General features: G+C 69.2%; 13 protein-coding genes. 6 read left to right on the forward strand and 7 right to left on the reverse strand.

The features are described 5' to 3' along the window. The first annotated feature begins 30 nt into the window (after positions 1-30). From ACM6JT_RS28900 to ACM6JT_RS28915, 4 genes are all read left to right on the forward strand, one after another. A complete protein-coding gene (locus tag ACM6JT_RS28900) occupies positions 31-1,533 on the forward strand; it encodes a cobyric acid synthase (protein WP_414857744.1) in 1,503 nt (500 codons plus the stop codon). 83 nt (positions 1,534-1,616) lie between these two features. Continuing rightward, positions 1,617-1,757, forward strand: a complete 141-nt coding sequence (locus ACM6JT_RS28905; RefSeq protein WP_414857745.1) for a hypothetical protein — start codon at positions 1,617-1,619, stop codon at positions 1,755-1,757. A gap of 150 nt (positions 1,758-1,907) precedes the next feature. After that, entirely contained in the window at positions 1,908-2,321 is a 414-nt protein-coding gene (locus ACM6JT_RS28910; protein WP_105393092.1) for a DoxX family protein, read from the forward strand. Between the two features lie 136 nt (positions 2,322-2,457). Then, positions 2,458-3,117 carry a ParA family protein gene (locus ACM6JT_RS28915; protein WP_034178760.1) on the forward strand — a complete coding sequence of 220 codons (660 nt, stop codon included), beginning with the start codon at positions 2,458-2,460 and terminating at the stop codon, positions 3,115-3,117. A 140-nt stretch (positions 3,118-3,257) separates the two neighbouring features. On the opposite strand, the gene panD is transcribed toward ACM6JT_RS28915, so the two are convergent. The 4 genes from panD to ACM6JT_RS28935 form a co-directional block, all read right to left on the reverse strand. Beyond that, positions 3,258-3,644, reverse strand: coding sequence for an aspartate 1-decarboxylase (gene panD / locus ACM6JT_RS28920; protein ID WP_031398432.1), 387 nt, complete (start codon positions 3,642-3,644; stop codon positions 3,258-3,260). A gap of 44 nt (positions 3,645-3,688) precedes the next feature. After that, positions 3,689-4,528 (reverse strand): pantoate--beta-alanine ligase, encoded by an 840-nt coding sequence (panC, locus tag ACM6JT_RS28925; protein WP_414857746.1) that lies wholly within the window; start codon positions 4,526-4,528, stop codon positions 3,689-3,691. A 270-nt stretch (positions 4,529-4,798) separates the two neighbouring features. Continuing rightward, entirely contained in the window at positions 4,799-5,671 is an 873-nt protein-coding gene (locus ACM6JT_RS28930; protein ID WP_034178758.1) for a segregation and condensation protein A, read from the reverse strand. 4 nt (positions 5,672-5,675) lie between these two features. Then, positions 5,676-5,864 carry a DUF3460 family protein gene (locus ACM6JT_RS28935; protein WP_034178757.1) on the reverse strand — a complete coding sequence of 63 codons (189 nt, stop codon included), beginning with the start codon at positions 5,862-5,864 and terminating at the stop codon, positions 5,676-5,678. A 252-nt stretch (positions 5,865-6,116) separates the two neighbouring features. Here ACM6JT_RS28935 and ACM6JT_RS28940 point away from each other — a divergent pair, with 252 nt between their 5' ends. Both ACM6JT_RS28940 and ACM6JT_RS28945 read left to right on the forward strand, forming a co-directional pair. Beyond that, positions 6,117-7,931, forward strand: a complete 1,815-nt coding sequence (locus tag ACM6JT_RS28940; RefSeq protein WP_131948581.1) for an autotransporter assembly complex protein TamA — start codon at positions 6,117-6,119, stop codon at positions 7,929-7,931. Between the two features lie 28 nt (positions 7,932-7,959). After that, positions 7,960-12,006, forward strand: coding sequence for a translocation/assembly module TamB domain-containing protein (locus ACM6JT_RS28945; RefSeq protein ID WP_414857747.1), 4,047 nt, complete (start codon positions 7,960-7,962; stop codon positions 12,004-12,006). 117 nt (positions 12,007-12,123) lie between these two features. Here the strand turns inward: ACM6JT_RS28945 and ACM6JT_RS28950 are convergent, their stop codons facing one another. The 3 genes from ACM6JT_RS28950 to metG all read right to left on the reverse strand — a co-directional run bounded on the left by ACM6JT_RS28950 (position 12,124) and on the right by metG (position 16,844). Beyond that, the gene (locus ACM6JT_RS28950) at positions 12,124-13,248 is read right to left on the reverse strand and encodes a DNA methyltransferase (RefSeq protein WP_414857748.1); all 1,125 of its coding nucleotides are present in this window, start codon (positions 13,246-13,248) and stop codon (positions 12,124-12,126) included. Beyond that, positions 13,232-14,386 carry a hypothetical protein gene (locus ACM6JT_RS28955; protein ID WP_414857749.1) on the reverse strand — a complete coding sequence of 385 codons (1,155 nt, stop codon included), beginning with the start codon at positions 14,384-14,386 and terminating at the stop codon, positions 13,232-13,234. The genes ACM6JT_RS28950 and ACM6JT_RS28955 overlap by 17 nt, the downstream gene beginning before the upstream one ends. A 304-nt stretch (positions 14,387-14,690) precedes the next feature. Beyond that, a complete protein-coding gene (gene metG / locus ACM6JT_RS28960; protein ID WP_243564802.1) occupies positions 14,691-16,844 on the reverse strand; it encodes a methionine--tRNA ligase in 2,154 nt (717 codons plus the stop codon). Between the last annotated feature and the right edge of the window lie 143 nt (positions 16,845-16,987).

Here is a 16,987-nt window from a genome sequence, read left to right on the forward strand (position 1 = left end):
GGCCTTTGCTTCGCGACGACCTTTAACACGATGAATGCACCCGAGCCGCGGCCGCGCGGTACGCTGATGATCCAGGGCACGACGTCCGACGCGGGCAAGAGCACGCTCGTCGCGGGCCTGTGCCGCCTGGCGCGCCGTGCCGGCGCGCGCGTTGCGCCGTTCAAGCCGCAGAACATGGCGCTCAACAGCGCGGTGACGGCCGACGGCGGCGAGATCGGCCGCGCGCAGGCGCTGCAGGCGCTGGCCGCGGGCGTCGCGCCGCATACGGATTTCAACCCCGTGCTGCTGAAGCCGACGAGCGATCGCGGCGCGCAGGTGATCATTCACGGCAAGGCGCGGTTGAACCTCGACGCGCGTGCATATCACGACTACAAGCCGGTCGCGTTCGACGCGGTGCTCGAGTCGTACGCGCGCTTGCGCGCCGGTTACGACACGGTGATCGTCGAGGGCGCCGGCAGCCCGGCCGAGATCAACCTGCGCGACGGCGACATCGCGAACATGGGCTTTGCCGAACGCGTCGACTGCCCGGTCGTGCTCGTCGCCGACATCGACCGCGGCGGCGTGTTCGCGCACCTGGTCGGCACGCTCGCGTGCCTGTCGGACAGCGAGCGTGCGCGCGTGCGCGGCTTCGTGATCAACCGTTTCCGCGGCGACGTCAAGCTGCTCGAACCGGGGCTCGACTGGCTGCGTGCGCAGACCGGCAAGCCGGTGTTCGGCGTGCTGCCGTACCTGCACGGGCTGCTGCTCGATGCGGAGGACATGCTGCCCGCGCAGGCGCGCAGCGCCGCCGTACGCGGCGACGCCGGCGTACTGCGCGTCGTCGTGCCCGCGCTGCCGCGCATCAGCAACCACACCGATTTCGATCCGCTGCGCGCGCATCCGCAGGTCGAGTTCACATACTGGAAGAGCGGCCCGGTGCCGGATGCCGACCTGCTGATCCTGCCCGGTTCGAAGAGCGTGCAGCGCGATCTCGAATGGCTGCGCGACGCGGGCTGGGACGCGATGATCCGTCGTCACCTGCGCTACGGCGGCAAGGTGATCGGCATCTGCGGCGGGATGCAGATGCTCGGCCGCACGCTGGACGATCCGCTCGGCCTCGAAGGTGTGCCCGGCAGCGTGCCGGGGCTCGGGCTGCTCGATTTCGACACGACGCTGCAGCCCGACAAGACGCTGAAGAACGTGACCGGACATCTCGCGCTGCCGGGCGGGGCCGCCGTGCGCGGCTACGAGATCCACATGGGCGACACGCGCGGGCCCGCGCTCTCCGCGCCCGCGCTGGCGCTGGCAGCCGACGCCGCGCAGGACGGCGCGCGCCCGGACGGCGCGGTTTCGGCCGACAACCAGATCCTCGCGACCTACGTGCACGGGCTGTTCGATGCGCCCGACGCGTGCGCGGCGCTGCTCGCGTGGGCCGGGCTCGACGGCGCGGAGCGCATCGACTATCCGGCGCTGCGCGAAGCATCGCTGGAGCGGCTGGCCGATACATTCGCCGAACATCTCGACCTCGACGCGCTGTACGCCGAGTTTCGCTGAAGCGGCGCCGGGCCGCCCTCGCTTTTTCCGCCGGATCGCGTACAACACAAGGAGGGCGGAGGTCCGCCTGGAGGAGTGCGACGATGAAGGTTCGATGGTGGTGGAGCGTGCTGCTCGCGGCGCTGCTGGGCGCATCGGCGGTTGCACCCGCGTGCGATTCGTACACACCGGGCGGCAGCCAGTCCGGGTCCGGCGACGCCACACAAGGCAAAAGCGGGTACTGACGCAGGTATCGGGGCATGATCGATCATGCCCCTTTTTATGGCCTTATTCGTTCCTGTTGGGAATCAGTTAAAGCGAATTGGCGTGTTTATCGGCTGAATCGATTCGAATAGAGTGCGATCCATTCTGATCCACTCACGAAGGAATCCGCCATGAACCCCAATCGCCTGAACGATTTTGCCGCGACGCTGCTGCGCGTCGCGCTCGGCGTGCTGTACCTCGCGCACGTCGCGCAGAAGGTGTTCGTCTTCACGCTGCCCGGCACCGCGCAGTTCTTCGCGTCGATCGGCCTGCCGGGCTGGCTCGCATACCTGACGACATTCGTCGAACTGGCCGGCGGCCTGGCGCTGCTCGCGGGTTTCCGCGTGCGGGTCGCCGCGCTCGCGCTGCTGCCGTTCATGCTCGGCGCGACGGCCGCGCATCTGCCGAACGGCTGGAGCTTCTCGTCGCCGCACGGCGGCTGGGAATATCCGGCGTTCTGGGCCGTCACGCTTGCCGTGCAGGCGCTGCTGGGCGGCGGCGCGTTCGCGATCGGCGCCCGGGAGGCCGCGGTTCAGCGCGTGTAAGGAAGTATCAGGGGCGCGCGGTTCGGCGCAACCCGTTCCGGTGATCCCCCGTTTGCCGATATCATCGCTCCCTGTATCCGCAATCGAGCGGCGCCAGCCATGCGGCCGGCGCCGCGTGGCTTTTTCGGGGGAATTCATGACGGTGATCGTGGTGGCGAATCCGAAGGGCGGCGTGGGGAAGAGCACGTTGTCCACCAATCTTGCCGGCTATTTCGCGGCGCAGGGCGCGTGGGTCGCGCTCGCCGACCTGGACCGGCAGCAGTCCGCGCATGCGTGGCTCGACCTCCGGCCGGCCGGCTTGCCGGCGATCGAGTCGTGGGATCTCGATCCGGACGCGCCGTCAAAGCCTCCGCGCGGCCTCGAATACGCGGTGATCGATACGCCGGCCGGCCTGCACGGCAACCGGCTCGGCGTCGCGCTGCAACTGGCCGACAAGGTGATCGTGCCGCTGCAGCCGTCGATGTTCGATATTCTCGCGACCCAGCAGTTTCTGGAGCGCCTCGCCGGCGAAAAGGCCGTGCGCAAGGGCGGCGTCGAGGTCGGGATCGTCGGGATGCGGGTCGATGCGCGCACGCGCTCGTCGGACCAGCTGCACCGCTTCGTCGAAGGGCTCGGCCTGCCGGTGCTCGGCTACGTGCGCGACACGCAGAACTACGTGCAGATCGCCGCGCACGGCCTCACGCTGTGGGACGTCGCGAAGAGCCGGGTCGAAAAGGATCTCGAACAGTGGCGGCCGATCGTCGAATGGGCCGAGCGCAGTGCGCCGAAGGCGGAGAAGGCCGCCAAGGCGTCCTGATCCGATCGCGCGGCCACGAGGCCGGCGCGCGCCGAAATGAGAAAGGGCCGGATTCCGTGTCGCACGGGATCCGGCCCTTCGACCGCAGGCGGCGCAGCCGCTCCCGCGCGCCACGGCACGCGGGCGGCCGGTCAGTCAGATTACGTCCAGTTCTGCGTCGGCACGTGATCGCGGTGGCCCTTGATCTTGTTGCCGTCGTCGATGAACACGAGCTTCGGCTTCCAGCCGGCCTGCAGTTCGGCCTCGTCGACCATCGCGAACGCCGCGATGATCACGAGGTCGCCGAGCTGCGCACGGCGCGCGGCCGAGCCGTTCAGCGAGATCATCCCGCTGCCGCGCTCGCCCTTGATCGCGTACGTCGAGAAGCGCTCGCCGTTGTTGATGTTCCAGATGTCGATCCGTTCGTTTTCGACGATGTTCGACGCTTCGAGCAGGTCTTCGTCGATCGCGCACGAGCCTTCGTAATGCAGCTCGCAGTGCGTGACTGCCGCGCGGTGGATCTTCGATTTGAGCATGTGGCGCTGCATGGTGTCTCCGTGATGCGTCGTGAGAGGCGCGGGCGGGCGGCCCGTCAGATTTCCAGGTTGTCGATGAGGCGCGTCGCGCCGAGCTTCGCGGCCGCGAGCACGACGAGCGGCTCGCCGGCTTCGAGTTCGGCGGCGCTCGGCGCGATCAGGTTCGCGCGGCGGCGGATCGACAGGTAGTCGGGCGCCCAGCCGCGCTCGGCCAGGTGCGTGCGCGCCTGCTGCTCGAGCTTGCCGAGGTCGCGCTCGCCGCTGAGCACGCTTTCGCGCATGCGCTGCAGCGTCTTCGCGAGTTCGGGCGCTTCCCGGCGCTCGTCGGCCGACAGGTAGCGGTTGCGCGACGACAGCGCGAGGCCGTCCTCGTCGCGCACGGTTTCGGCCGCGATGATGTCGACCGGCAGCGCGAGCTGCTGGCACATGCGGCGCACGATCATCAACTGCTGGTAGTCCTTCTTGCCGAACACGGCGACGCGCGGCTGCACGCAGGCCATCAGCTTCGACACGACCGTGCACACGCCGGTGAAGAAGCCGGGCCGGAATTCCCCTTCTAGGATCCCGCCGAGATCGTCCGGCGGCAGCACGCGGTATTCCTGCGGTTCCGGGTACATGTCGCGCTCGGTCGGCGCGAACAGCACGTAGACGTTTTCCTTCTGCAGCTTCTCGATATCGTCCTGCAGCGTGCGCGGGTATTTGTCGAAATCCTCGTTCGGGCCGAACTGCAGCCGGTTGACGAAGATGCTCGCCACGACCGGGTCGCCGTGCTGGCGCGCGAGGCGCATCAGCGACAGGTGCCCTTCGTGCAGGTTGCCCATCGTCGGCACGAACGCCGTGCGGTTCTGTCCGCGCAGCTGGTCGCGCAGTTCCTGGATCGAGCTGATGACTTTCATGATCGGGTAGCGGGTTCCTCGCGCATGCGCGCGTTGGCGCCGCGGCAGCGGCGTCGGGGTCGAAGCGGAGAACGCCGGCGCGCGGGCGGCGCATCGGGCGTCGGCGGATTGTAGAGGATTTGGCCGCCAAACGCATCGAAAAGAGAACGATCGTTCACTTTTTAATCGGGCGTGCCGGAAACGAGCCGCGGCTTGGGCTGCGGCCACCCGCCGCGGCGACGCGGCGAGCGTCGGGGTGAATCGGGAGAACGGGAAGGGCGGGCGCGGGCCTTAAGCAGGCAGGTACGCGAGGCGCACGTAAATCGGCGCGAACGGTTCCGGCTGCGTGATCTCGACGAGCGATTCGCGCGCGAGTTCGAGCATCGCGATGAAGTTCACGACGACGACCGGCACGCCGCGCGACGTGTCGAACAGGTCGGCGAACTCCATGAAGCGCGCGTTCTGCAGCCGGCGCAGGATCAGGCTCATGTGTTCGCGCACCGACAGCTCCTCGCGGGAGATCTTGTGGTGCTGGACGAGCTTCGCGCGCTTGAGTACGTCGGCCCACGCGGCGCGCAGGTCGTCGGAGTTCACGTCGGGGAAGCGCGGCGTGATGCTTTGCTCGATGTAGACCTCGGCGCGCAGGAAGTCGCGGCCGAGCTGCGGCAATTGGTCGAGGCGCTGCGCGGCGAGCTTCATCTGCTCGTATTCGAGCAGGCGGCGCACGAGTTCGGCACGCGGATCTTCCGCTTCGTCGCCGGTGTCGGCCTTCTTGACCGGCAGCAGCATCCGCGACTTGATCTCGATCAGCATCGCGGCCATCAGCAGGTATTCGGCGGCCAGCTCGAGGTTCGACGTGCGGATCTGGTCGACATAACCCAGATATTGCGCGGTGACCTGCGCCATCGGGATGTCGAGCACGTTGAAGTTCTGCTTGCGGATCAGGTACAGCAGCAGGTCGAGCGGGCCTTCGAACGTCTCGAGGAAGATCTCGAGCGCGTCGGGCGGGATGTAGAGATCCTGCGGCAGCTTGAAGAGCGGCTCGCCGTACAGGCGAGCGAACGCCGCGACACCGTCGACCGTGTCGGGCGTCGAATCGGCGCCCGCGGGCGCGGCGATCGCGTCGTCCTGCCGGGCGGCGCTGGCCTCGTCGGCGGCGCTCACGTCGTCAGAAGTTCTGGTAGTAGACGTACGACGTTTGCTTCACGCGCGATTCCTGCTGGTCGGCGCGCTCTTCGAGGTCGATCGGCTGCTTGTCCCACAGCAGCGAACGGCCCTTGCGCTGCTCTTCCTCGAGCGTCGGCTTCTGCTGCTTGAGCTGGTTCAGGAACTGCGTGACGTCGGACTGGTACGGCATGGCTGGATTTTCCGTTTCGGGCGGCGCACGATGCGCCGGATTCGCGTTGGCGGGATTTTACCGCATCGCGGGAACGACCGGCGCCAATCGCGCGTCGAATCCGCGGGCCCGCACCTGCGGCGACGCGGCCCGGGCCCGTGCGCGCGTCGTTGCGCGCAAGCGTCAAAGCCTCGCGCGTGCGGGCATGGCCGCTGCCCTGTGGTCAAATACAGGGTTTCCACGAAACCGTGACAACCGAGGGCGAGGTCATATTTGGCGGGGCAGTCGAACCAGCAAGCATACATGGCGCATGACCCGGGCCCGCGCGCGGCACGCAATCGCGCCGGCGCCGCGGCCCGCGCCGCACGGGCGGCCTTCGCGGGGTGCGTCGCCGCGTTGTTCGCGTTGCCGGCCCACGCGAAGTACGACGTCGACATCGACGCGCCGCGCTCGGTCCGCAAGCTGCTCAAGTCGCATCTCGATATTGCGCGCTTCGCGAAGCGCGACGACATCAGCGACGACCAGTTCGACTTCCTCGTGACCGCCACGCCGCAGCAGGTGCGCGACCTGACCGCGACGGCCGGTTATTTCTCGCCGGTCGTGCGCACCGACGTGCGTATGCGCGACGGCAAGCGCGACGTGCGCATCGCGGTCGATCCGGGGCCGCAGACCGTCGTGTCGACGGTCGACCTGACGTTCAAGGGCCCCGTCGACACCGAAGATCCGAAGCAGGAGGCCGCGACCCGCTTCGCGTTCTCGCTGAAGCCGGGCGACCCGTTCACGCAGTCCGACTGGGACGGCGCGAAGGGCGCGGCGCTCAAGCAACTGCAGTCGCGCCGCTATCTCGGCGCGAAGATCACGTCGTCCGAGGCGCGCGTCGATCCGCGCACGCAGCGCGCGACGCTCGCGGTCACGTTCGACAGCGGGCCGACGTTTACGATCGGCAAGGTCGATGTCGACGGCGTGCGCCGCTATCCGGAGAAGATCGTCACGAACGTCAATCCGCTGTCGGAAGGCGAGATCTACGACGCGCAGCGGATCACCGAATTGCAGCGGCAGTTGCAGAACACGCCGTACTACGCGAGCGTCGCGATCGACGTCGGCGACGATACGACGAAGCCCGAGCGCACGCCCGTGCACGTGAAGGTCAGCGAGTTCCCGTACAACAACATCCGCGGCGGCGTCGGTTTCGCAACCGATACCGGGCCGCACGTGCAGGGCTCCTATACGTATCTCGACACGTTCGGCGCCGCGTGGCCGCTGACCGTGTCGGGCCGGCTCGACCAGATCCAGCAGTACGGGCAGGTTCAGCTGTCGATGCCGCCGGGCGAGAAAGGGTGGACCAACAGCGTGCTCGCGTCGTATACGAACACCAACGTGTCGGACACGCGCATCTACAGCGCGCGGGTCGGCGTGCAGCGCACGCGCACCGGCCAGTTCATCGACTATGCGTATTCGCTGATGTTCTACCAGGACCGGCTCGACCAGAACGGCGCGGGGCCGACCACGAGCCGCGCGCTCGTGCCGCAATGGGCCTGGACGCGCCGCAACGTCGACGATCCGCTGTTTCCGCGCTCGGGCAACCTGATCCACGCGGAGGCCGGCTTCGCGATCAAGGGCGTGGCGACCGACCAGACTTTCATCCGCGGCTACGCGCGCGGCCAGCAGTATTTGCCGATCGGCAAGCGCGACCTGTTCGTGTTCCGCGCGGAGCTCGGCGGCGTGTTCACGAGCGGCAGCTCGACCGGCGTGCCGGCGTCGCTGCTGTTCCGCGCGGGCGGCTCGAACTCGGTGCGCGGTTACGGTTACCAGAGCATCGGCAACAGCGTCGCCGGCTCCGTGTTGCCGACCAAGTACCTGATGACGGGCACCGCCGAATACCAGCACTGGTTCAACCGCGACTGGGGCGCCGCGACGTTCTTCGACATCGGCACCGCGACCGATGCGTGGGGCGAGAAGGTGTTCTACCCGGGCGTCGGCATCGGTGCGCGCTGGCGCAGCCCGGTCGGCCCGATCAACGTCGACGTCGCGTACGGGTTGCGCAACCACAGCGTGCGCCCGTACCTGACGCTCGGCATCGCTTTCTGAACGTACCGCTTCATCCACGACGAACCGCATGACGAAGGACCCGAACGACACGCCGCCGCCTCACGATCCGGACTCGCCCGACGGCGCACCCGACGCGCCGCCGCGCGCGCCGCGCCGCGGACGCGCGGTGCGCGTCGTCGCGTGGACGCTCGCGACGGCCGTGCTGCTCGTCGTGCTGGCTGCCGGGCTCGTGCTGGCCGCGGCGACGACCGAGCGCGGCACGCGGCTCGCATGGCAGGTGGCCGGGCGCGTGCTCGACGCACGGCTCGCGGGCACGCTCGAAGGCGGCTCGCTTGCGACCGGCGTGCGGTTGCGAGGCTTCGCGTGGACCAGCCCCGACGGCACCGGCACCGAGGTCCGCATCGACCGGCTCGACGGCCGCTGGGAATTGACCCGCGCGCCGTGGCGGCTGTCCATCGCCTATCTTCGCGCGGGCACGATCGACGTGCGGATCGCGCCGGGGCCGTCGACGCCGAGCACGACGCCGCAGGATCTGAGCCTGCCGCTGCAGTTGCGGATCGACGACCTGCGCGTCGATCACCTCGCGATTCACGAAGGCGGTTCGACGACGCAGCTCGACCATCTCGCGCTGAACGGCCGCAGCGACGGCCGTCATCATGAACTCGTGCTCGGCGGCGTCGATACGCCGTACGGCGCGCTGACCGCGCACGCGAAGCTCGACGGCGCGAAGCCGTTCGCGCTGACGGGCGAAGCTACCTACTCGGGCAAGCTGTCCGACGAGCCGGTCGACGCGCGGGCCCGTGTGTCGGGCTCGCTCGAGGCGCTCGTCGCGGACGTCGATGCGAGCGGGATGAAGCTGAGCGGGCGCGCGCACGTCGAGGCCGCGCCGTTCGGCGCGGTGCCGCTCACGCGCGCGTCGCTCGCGTTCGATCACGTGAATCCGCAGGCGCTCGCACCCGGCGCACCGGCCGCCGATCTCGCGGTGCGCGCGGAACTCGCGCCCGTGACCGCGCCTGCCGGCACCGCACCTGCGAAGGGTTTCGCGGTGACGGGCCCCGTGTCGATCGTCAACGCGAAGCCCGGCACGCTCGGCGATCACCTGCTGCCGGTGATCGACGCGCACGCGAACGTGCATCTCGACGCGCACGCACAGCGGATCGACGATCTCGCGCTGAAACTGATCCGCGACGGCAGCGTGACGGGCAACGGCACGCTGACGGGCGGCAAGGGCCGCTTCGACCTGAAGGTCGCGAACCTCGACCTGAACGCATTCGTCGCCGAGCTGCGGCCGATGCGCCTGGGCGGCCCGGTCGGCGTGACGCTCGCGGGCGACGTGACGACCGTCGACTTCAACCTGAACGACCCGAAGCTCGCGCTTGGCGCGCGCGCGAAGGTCGCGCTGACGTCGCAGCAGACGGTGCTGACCGACGCGCGCGTGACGGCGGCCAAGGGCCGTATCGACCTGACGGGCGTGTTCCGCCACGACGCGCATTCGAGCTACGACGCGAAGGCGACGCTGACGGCGTTCGATCCGCTGCTGCTCGCCGCGATGAGGGCGCCGAAGGCTGGTGGCGGCAAGGCGGCCGCCACGGCAAAGGCGAAGGCGCCGGCCACGCGCGGCGAGACGCGCGTGTCGGGCACGCTGACCGCGTCGGGCGCGTTTGCGCCGCAGGTGTCGACGAAGGCGACCTTCAAGCTCGGCGACAGCCTGTACGACGGCGTGCCGCTGACCGGTGCCGGCGTCGTGCAGCTCGCCGGCTCGCGGATCCTGCCGAGCAATGCGAACCTGTCGATCGCGGGCAACCACGTCGATTTGCGCGGCAGCTTCGGCGCGCCCGGCGACCGGCTGCGCTTCGTCGTCGACGCGCCGCAGCTCGACCGGCTCGGCTTCGGCGTGGAAGGGCTCGTGCAGGCGCAGGGCGACCTGACCGGCAGCTTCGCGCATCCGAACGTGACGGCCACTTACAAGGCCGAGCGCGTCGTCGTCGGATCGAACCGGATCGGCGCCGCGCAGGGCCGCGCGGACATCCGCGACGGCGCGCACGGCGCACTCGTGTTCACGGCCGACGCGACCGACATCGCGCTCGGCTCGCTGAAGCTGAAATCGCTGCGCGCGAATTTGAACGGCACGCGCGCGAAGCACACGCTCGACGCATCGGCGGTCGGGACGACCGGCGGCCGCGTGATCGACGCGACGCTCGCGGCGAACGGCGGCGTGGTCGAGAACCGCGACGGAATGCGCTGGGACGGCACCGTCACGCGCCTTGCGAACCGCGGCACGCCGGCCGTCGCGCTGCAGGCGCCGCTCACCGTGTCGGCCGGCGCCGGCCGCGTGACGCTCGGCGCGACGCGGCTCACGCTCGAAGGCGCGGCGATCGACCTGAAGTCGTTCGTGTTCGATCACGGCCAGATGCGCTCGGCGGGCTCGGTGAGAGGCGCATCGGTCGCACGCTTCTTCGAGGTCCGCCAGGAGCTGACGGGCCAGCGGCCGCCGGTGCGTACCGACGTCGTGCTCGATGCCGACTGGGATTTCTCGCTCGGCGCGAACGCGACGGGCTACGTGCAGGTGAAGCGCCGCGGCGGCGACGTGACGATCGAGAGCGGGCGCGGCGTCGCGTCGCTCGGGCTGACTGACCTGTCCGCGCGCGCGAGCTTCGCGCCCGGCAACCGGCTCAACGTGACGGCGCTCGCGAAGGCGAACCGGATCGGCACGCTCGATGCGAACGTCACGGTGCCGTTCGCGCTGCGCGACGGCATGTTCGGGGTCGTCGACGACGGCCCGCTGTCGGGCCGCATCGACGCCGACATCCCGTCGCTGAAAGCGACCGGCAACCTGTTCGGGCCGAGCTACCTGCTCGGCGGGCGCGCGGCGCTGAAGCTGACGGTCGCCGGCACGCCGGTGAAGCCGAACCTGTCGGGGATGCTGACGGGCGACGACCTGTCCGCGACGCTCGTCGACCAGGGCGTGCAGTTGAAGGACGGCATCGTGCGCGTGAAGCTCTCGGAAAACCTCGTCGAATTCCAGCAGGTCGAGTTCCACGGCGGCGACGGCACGCTGCGCGCGCTCGGCCGCGTGCGCCTCGACGGCGAGGCGCCCGACCTGACCGCGAGCATCGTCGCGGACAAGCTCGAACTGTTCGCGGCGCCGGACCGCAAGCTGTCGCTGTCGGGCAAGGCGACGGTCGCGAACGACGGGCCGCGCGGCGCGCTGTCGATCGACGGCAAGTTCGTCGTCGACCGCGCGCTGTTCGACCTGCCCGAGGAATCGGCGCCGCACCTGTCCGACGACGTCGTGATCGTGCGGCCGGACGGCACGGTGCGCGGCGAGACGCCGACCGGCACCGCGGTGGCGAAGCCGCCGCCGGCCACGGACAAGCCGGCGCCGTCGCTCGCGCCGCGCGCGAACATCGACATCGGCCTCGGCAACAACTTCCGCTTCAAGGGCCACGGCGCGGATCTAGGGCTGCGCGGCACGATCACCGTGATGAGCGCGCCGGGCGTGCCGCTGCGCGCGGTCGGCAACGTGCGCGTGACCGAAGGGTCGACGTACACGTCGTTCGGCCGCAAGCTCGCGGTCGAGAACGGCTTCTTCACGTTCAACGGGCCCGTGTCGAACCCCGGCGTCAACATCCTCGCGATGCGGCGCAACCAGGAGGTCGAGGCCGGCGTGCAGGTGACGGGCACGATCCAGTCGCCGACGGTCAAGCTCGTGTCGGAGCCGAACGTCACCGACAACGAGAAGCTGTCGTGGCTGCTGTTCGGGCACGGCACCGACCAGGGCAACAACGTCGGCCAGCAGGGCGCGATGACGGCCGCGCTCGCGCTGCTCGGCAGCGCGACCGGCAAGCGCGTCGCGCAGACCATCGGCCTCGACGAATTCTCGATCGGCCGCAGCGACGTCGGCCTGACCGATCCGCAAGTCGTGCAGGTGTCGAAGGCGATCAACGAGCGCTTCGTGCTCGGCTACGAGCAGGGGCTGCAGTCGGCCAGCAACGCGTTCAAGGCGACGATCAACCTGACGCGCTTCTGGTCGGTGTCCGCGTACGGCGGCACGTTCCAGGGCGTCGACCTGAACTACACGCGGCGCTTCGATCGCTGGTTCGGGCAGCGGTGACGGCGGGCGTCGCGTGTCGCTCGCGGCAGATGGCGCGGTGTGGCGTGCATGTGAGCCCGTCGTTGTGTGCGGCGACGGCGACAGGGCTGGCGATTCAGCGACCGCTCGCCGCAGTCGTCATGCCGGGTTCGCTGCCGCGCACGCGGCGAATCCTTCGTGCGTTTCGGCGACCGTGACGTCGACCTGCAGCAGCCGGCCGCACGCATCGATTCGCCGCGCGCGGAAGTAGTGGCGGTATCGCAGCGCGGCGGCCGCGACCGGCGGCGTGATCCGGGAATTCCACGATTCGATCGAGAAGCCGCCGGCGTCCAGCCATTGCAGCAGTCGCGACACGCCCGCGTCGTCGGGCGGCACGACGAGGTCGACGTCGTTCAGCGGCGCTTCGGCACCGGTGTCGCTCGCGCCGGCGGCGAGCCGGCGTGCGAAACCGCCGAACACGGCGAACGCGAAGCCGTCGCGTGCCAGTGCGGCAACGAATACGCGGGCCGCGTCGGCATCGCTTGCGAGCGGTGCCTTGCGGCACACGAGCGCGTATTCATGCGTGCGGTCGGTCGGCCCGTTGCCGTGCAGTGCGGGGCCGTCCGCGCGTTCGTAGATCAGCACGCGCTCTTCGTGCAGCACGAAGCGTTCGCCGAGCAGCCGCGCGACATCCCACGCAAGCGGCACGAACCGGCCGCCGAGCCGCAGGTTCTGTGCCATCGCGATACACCAGCCGCCCGGTTCGAGCAGCGCATGGACGCCCGCGAACACGTTGCGCATCCGCTCCAGATACGGCGCGTAGTGTGCGACGCCGTACAACTGCCCGTCGGCCGGCTTGCCGGGCAACGCGTCGCAGCCGAAGTACGGCACATTCGTCAGGCACAGCGTGAACGGGCCGCCCGCGTCGCGCGCGGCGGCCTGCGTCGCGGCGCGCGACAGGTCGCCCGCGAGCACCGGATGGCGGTTGGCCGTCGTGCCGGCCCGCGCGAGCCGCTCGCGTGCGAACGCCGCGCGCTCTGGATCGATCTCGACGCCGAGCGCCGGCACGCCGCAGCACGCAGCCGCGACGAGCGTTGTGCCGAAGCCGCAGAACGGATCGACGATCCAGCCGTCCGGCGTCGCGTGGCTGCCGATGAACGGCGTCATCTGTTCGACCCAGCCGCAATCGCGCGCGGTGAATGAATCCCGTGCGCGCAGGTCGGCGGGCAGCGTCGTGTCGGCGGCTTCGTCGGTCAGGTGCAGCCAGCTAGTCACGGCGGTCATCGTCGCTCCACAGGATGTCGCGCGTCGGTTGCCAGCCCGCGCACAGGTTGCCGTTCGGATGGAAGACGAGCTTGTACACGGCGTCGCGCAGTTCGTGCTCGCGCATCTCGCCGTAGTCGGACGTCTCGAACACGACTTCGAACCCGTCACGATGCGCCCAGCGCGCATTCCAGAAGTAGTAGCCGCCCGTCAGCGCGATCGGCCCGCAGTGCGCGGAAAACACCGGGTCCGCGACGCACGCGAGCAGCAACGCGTCGATCGCGATGCGTGCGCGGTCTATGTAGCGGCGCGTCGCGTTGTGTCGGTACGTGTCGGGCAGCACCGAGAATTCTCGGAAGATCACCGTGCTCGCGCCGAGCGTGCGGGCACGATCGAGGTAGCGGAGCACATCCGACGGCGTCTCGATGCCGCCGCGCTGCACGATGCAGACGAGCTTGACCGGGAAGCGGGCACGCGCGGCGGCGAACGCGGTCTCGAACGCGGCGTCGCGCATCACTGGCTGGCCAGGGCGAAAGCGCATGATCGACTGGTTCACGTCGTCACGGTCGTGATGGCGCGACCATTCGAGCCATGACAGCCCGAACGCGGCGAGCGCGGGCAGCAGCGCGTCGCCATGCTCGACGAGGCCTGCACCGTTCGTGTACAGCACGCTGCCGCCGACGTCGGGGCCGTCGTCGCCAGCCGCGTCGAGCGTTGCGACGAGCGACAGCAGCCAGCCGGGATCGTCGGTGTTTTCGAGTCCGGACAGCGAATACGACAGCGGCACGCCGCGCAGCGCTCGCAGCGCGCGGGCGAGCCGGTCGAAATGAGCGGCGGGTGGGCGCAGGCTGGCCGCCATTGGACCGGATGCGGTCTCGTCGACGAGCGTTTCCGAGCAGAACCTGCAGCGCGCGGAGCACGGCCGGGCGGCGGCGTACGGCGTGAAGGTCAGCGGCTGCGCGAAGCGGATCGTGCGTGCGCGGAGCACATGCTCGTGCCAGCGCGCATGGTTGCTGGCGGGCGGCTCGCGCAGCGCAAGCCAGGCGAAGCGATTGGCGAGCGCGCCGAACGCGCGGCTGCGCGCGACGAGCGGTGCGACGCCGTTCGCGTCGGCGATCGGCACGAGCGGGATCGTCAGCGGGGAGCGGGTGCGGCTCATGCGGCGCGACGTGCGCGTCCGTGCGGCCGAACAGGCGTGGGGTGCGTTCTCATGGCGTTGTTCCGTGTGCGGCACCCGCCGCCACAGCTCACGGCTGGCCACGCGTGGTGACCTTCGGAATCCGGCGGGTTCCGGTGCTGCGAGAGCATCGGCCTGTGCGAGCGGCTGCCGCGCAAGCCGATATGGTAGCGGAATCCGCGCGTCGAACGCGCCGCGTCGCGATCCCGTCAGCGCGGGCATAAAAAAGCCCCGCACGCATCGTGCGGGGCCTTTTTCGTGCAAGCGGCGGCGCGCTCGGCGCGGCTTACTTCACGCGCATGCCGGGCTTCGCGCCGCTGTGCGGCTCGAGGATGTAGAGACCCGGCTCGGCCTTCTCGTCGGTTGCCGACGCCGCGAGCACCATCCCTTCGGACAGGCCGAACTTCATCTTGCGCGGCGCGAGGTTCGCGACCATCACCGTCAGCTTGCCGACGAGCTGCTCGGGCTGGTACGCGGACTTGATGCCCGAGAACACGTTGCGGGTCTTTTCCTCGCCGATGTCGAGCGTGAGCTGCAGCAGCTTGTCCGAGCCTTCGACGGCCTGGCACGCGACGATCTTCGCGATGCGCAGGTCGATCTTCGCGAAATCGTCGATCGAGATGGGGGCGTCGTCGGCGCCGTTTACGACGGCCGGCTTCGCGTTCGCCTTGGCGTTCTTCGCATCCTTCGAGTCCTTCGCGGCGTTCGCGCTTGCAGCGGCCGCGTCGGCCTGCAGCGAATCGCGGTTCGCGGCGAGCAGCGCGCCGATCTGCTTCGCATCGACGCGCGTCATCAGGTGCTGGTACGCCTTGATCGGCTGTTCCGACGACAGCGGCTTCGCGGCATCGGCCCACGTGAGCGGCGCGATTCCGAAGAACGACTCGACGGATTCGGCGACGCGCGGCATCACCGGCTTCAGCGCGAGCGACAGCAGGCGGAACGCCTCGAGGCTCACGCTGCAGGTTTCATGCAGCGCGACCGCGTTGGCCGGATCCTTCGCGAGCTCCCACGGTTTCGCGCCGTCGACGTACGCGTTCACGTCGTCCGCGAGCTCCATCGTGTGGCGCAGCGCGCGGCTGTATTCGCGTGCTTCGTAGTTCGCGGCGATCGCGGGAATCGCATCGCGCAGCTTCGCGACGAGCGGATGGTTCATCGCGCTGTCCTGCACACGGCCGTCGAAGCGCTTGAGCAGGAAGCCGGCCGCGCGGCTCGCGATGTTCACGTACTTGCCGACGAGGTCGCTGTTCACGCGTGCCTGGAAGTCGTCGAGGTTCAGGTCGATGTCTTCCATCGTCGCGTTCAGCTTCGCGGCGAAGTAGTAGCGCAGCCATTCCGGGTTCAGGCCCGTGTCGATGTAGCTCTGCGCGGTGATGAACGTGCCGCGCGACTTCGACATCTTCGCGCCGTCGACCGTCAGGAAGCCGTGCGCGAACACGTTGGTCGGCGTGCGGTGGCCCGAGAACTCGAGCATCGCGGGCCAGAACAGCGTGTGGAAGTACAGGATGTCCTTGCCGATGAAGTGGTACTGCTCGGCCTTCGAGCCCGCGCGGATCCATGCGTCGAAATCGATGCCGTTGCGGTCGCACAGGTTCTTGAAGCTCGCGTAGTAGCCGACCGGCGCGTCGAGCCACACGTAGAAATACTTGCCGGGCGCGCCCGGGATCTCGAAGCCGAAGTACGGCGCGTCACGCGAGATGTCCCAGTCGGCGAGCTTGGCCTCGCCGGCGTCGCCGAGCCATTCGCGCATCTTGTTGGTCGCTTCGGGCTGCGCGAGGCCGCTCACCCATTCGCGCAGGAACGTCTCGCAGCGCGGGTCGGACAGGCGGAAGAAGTAGTGCTTCGACGTCTTGCGCACCGGCGTCGCGCCCGACACGACCGAATACGGGTTCAGCAGTTCGGTCGGCAGGTAGGTCGAGCCGCACACCTCGCAGTTGTCGCCGTACTGGTCCTTCGCGTGGCACTTCGGGCACTCGCCCTTGATGAAGCGGTCCGGCAGGAACATTTCCTTGACGGGATCGTACGCCTGCTCGATCTCGCGCTCGGCGATCAGGCCGGCTTCCCGCAGCGCGAGGTAGATCTGCTCGCTCAGCACGCGGTTCTCGTCCGAATCGGTCGTGTAGAAGTTGTCGAACGACACGCCGAAGCTGTCGAAGTCGCGCTTGTGCTCGGTCCAGACGCGGTCGATCAGCTGCTTCGGGCTCAGGCCTTCCTTCTCCGCGCGCAGCATGACCGGCGTGCCGTGCGTGTCGTCGGCGCCGATGTAGTAGACCTCGTGACCGTGCATTCGCAGCGTCCGCACCCAGATGTCGGTCTGGATGTACTCGACCAGGTGGCCGATGTGGATCTGCCCGTTGGCGTAGGGCAGTGCGGACGTAACGAGGATCTGGCGCGCGCCTTGCGGCGCCGCAGCCTGCACGGAAGTGAGGTCGGTTGCGGACATAAGGTCTGTAGAGGAACGGCGGAAATACGACGGGAAACTGCGATTCTAGCAGGGGCGCGGGCCGGGGAGGCACGGCGCCGCGTGGCGGGCGCTGGAACGGGCGGAGTCGGGCAAACGGCGTGCCCGGCGGTGCTGCTGCGTTG

Source organism: Burkholderia sp. IT-111MI5 (assembly GCF_949752865.1).
Lineage (GTDB): Bacteria > Pseudomonadota > Gammaproteobacteria > Burkholderiales > Burkholderiaceae > Burkholderia > Burkholderia pyrrocinia_C.

Coding starts and splice junctions, on each gene's coding strand:
- ACM6JT_RS28900 (WP_414857744.1), top strand. CDS start 31: ATGAATGCACCCGAGCCGCGGCCGCGCGGTACGCTGATGATCCAGGGC.
- ACM6JT_RS28905 (WP_414857745.1), top strand. CDS start 1,617: ATGAAGGTTCGATGGTGGTGGAGCGTGCTGCTCGCGGCGCTGCTGGGC.
- ACM6JT_RS28910 (WP_105393092.1), top strand. CDS start 1,908: ATGAACCCCAATCGCCTGAACGATTTTGCCGCGACGCTGCTGCGCGTC.
- ACM6JT_RS28915 (WP_034178760.1), top strand. CDS start 2,458: ATGACGGTGATCGTGGTGGCGAATCCGAAGGGCGGCGTGGGGAAGAGC.
- panD (WP_031398432.1), bottom strand. CDS start 3,644: ATGCAGCGCCACATGCTCAAATCGAAGATCCACCGCGCGGCAGTCACG.
- panC (WP_414857746.1), bottom strand. CDS start 4,528: ATGAAAGTCATCAGCTCGATCCAGGAACTGCGCGACCAGCTGCGCGGA.
- ACM6JT_RS28935 (WP_034178757.1), bottom strand. CDS start 5,864: ATGCCGTACCAGTCCGACGTCACGCAGTTCCTGAACCAGCTCAAGCAG.
- ACM6JT_RS28945 (WP_414857747.1), top strand. CDS start 7,960: ATGACGAAGGACCCGAACGACACGCCGCCGCCTCACGATCCGGACTCG.
- ACM6JT_RS28950 (WP_414857748.1), bottom strand. CDS start 13,248: ATGACCGCCGTGACTAGCTGGCTGCACCTGACCGACGAAGCCGCCGAC.
- ACM6JT_RS28955 (WP_414857749.1), bottom strand. CDS start 14,386: ATGAGCCGCACCCGCTCCCCGCTGACGATCCCGCTCGTGCCGATCGCC.
- metG (WP_243564802.1), bottom strand. CDS start 16,844: ATGTCCGCAACCGACCTCACTTCCGTGCAGGCTGCGGCGCCGCAAGGC.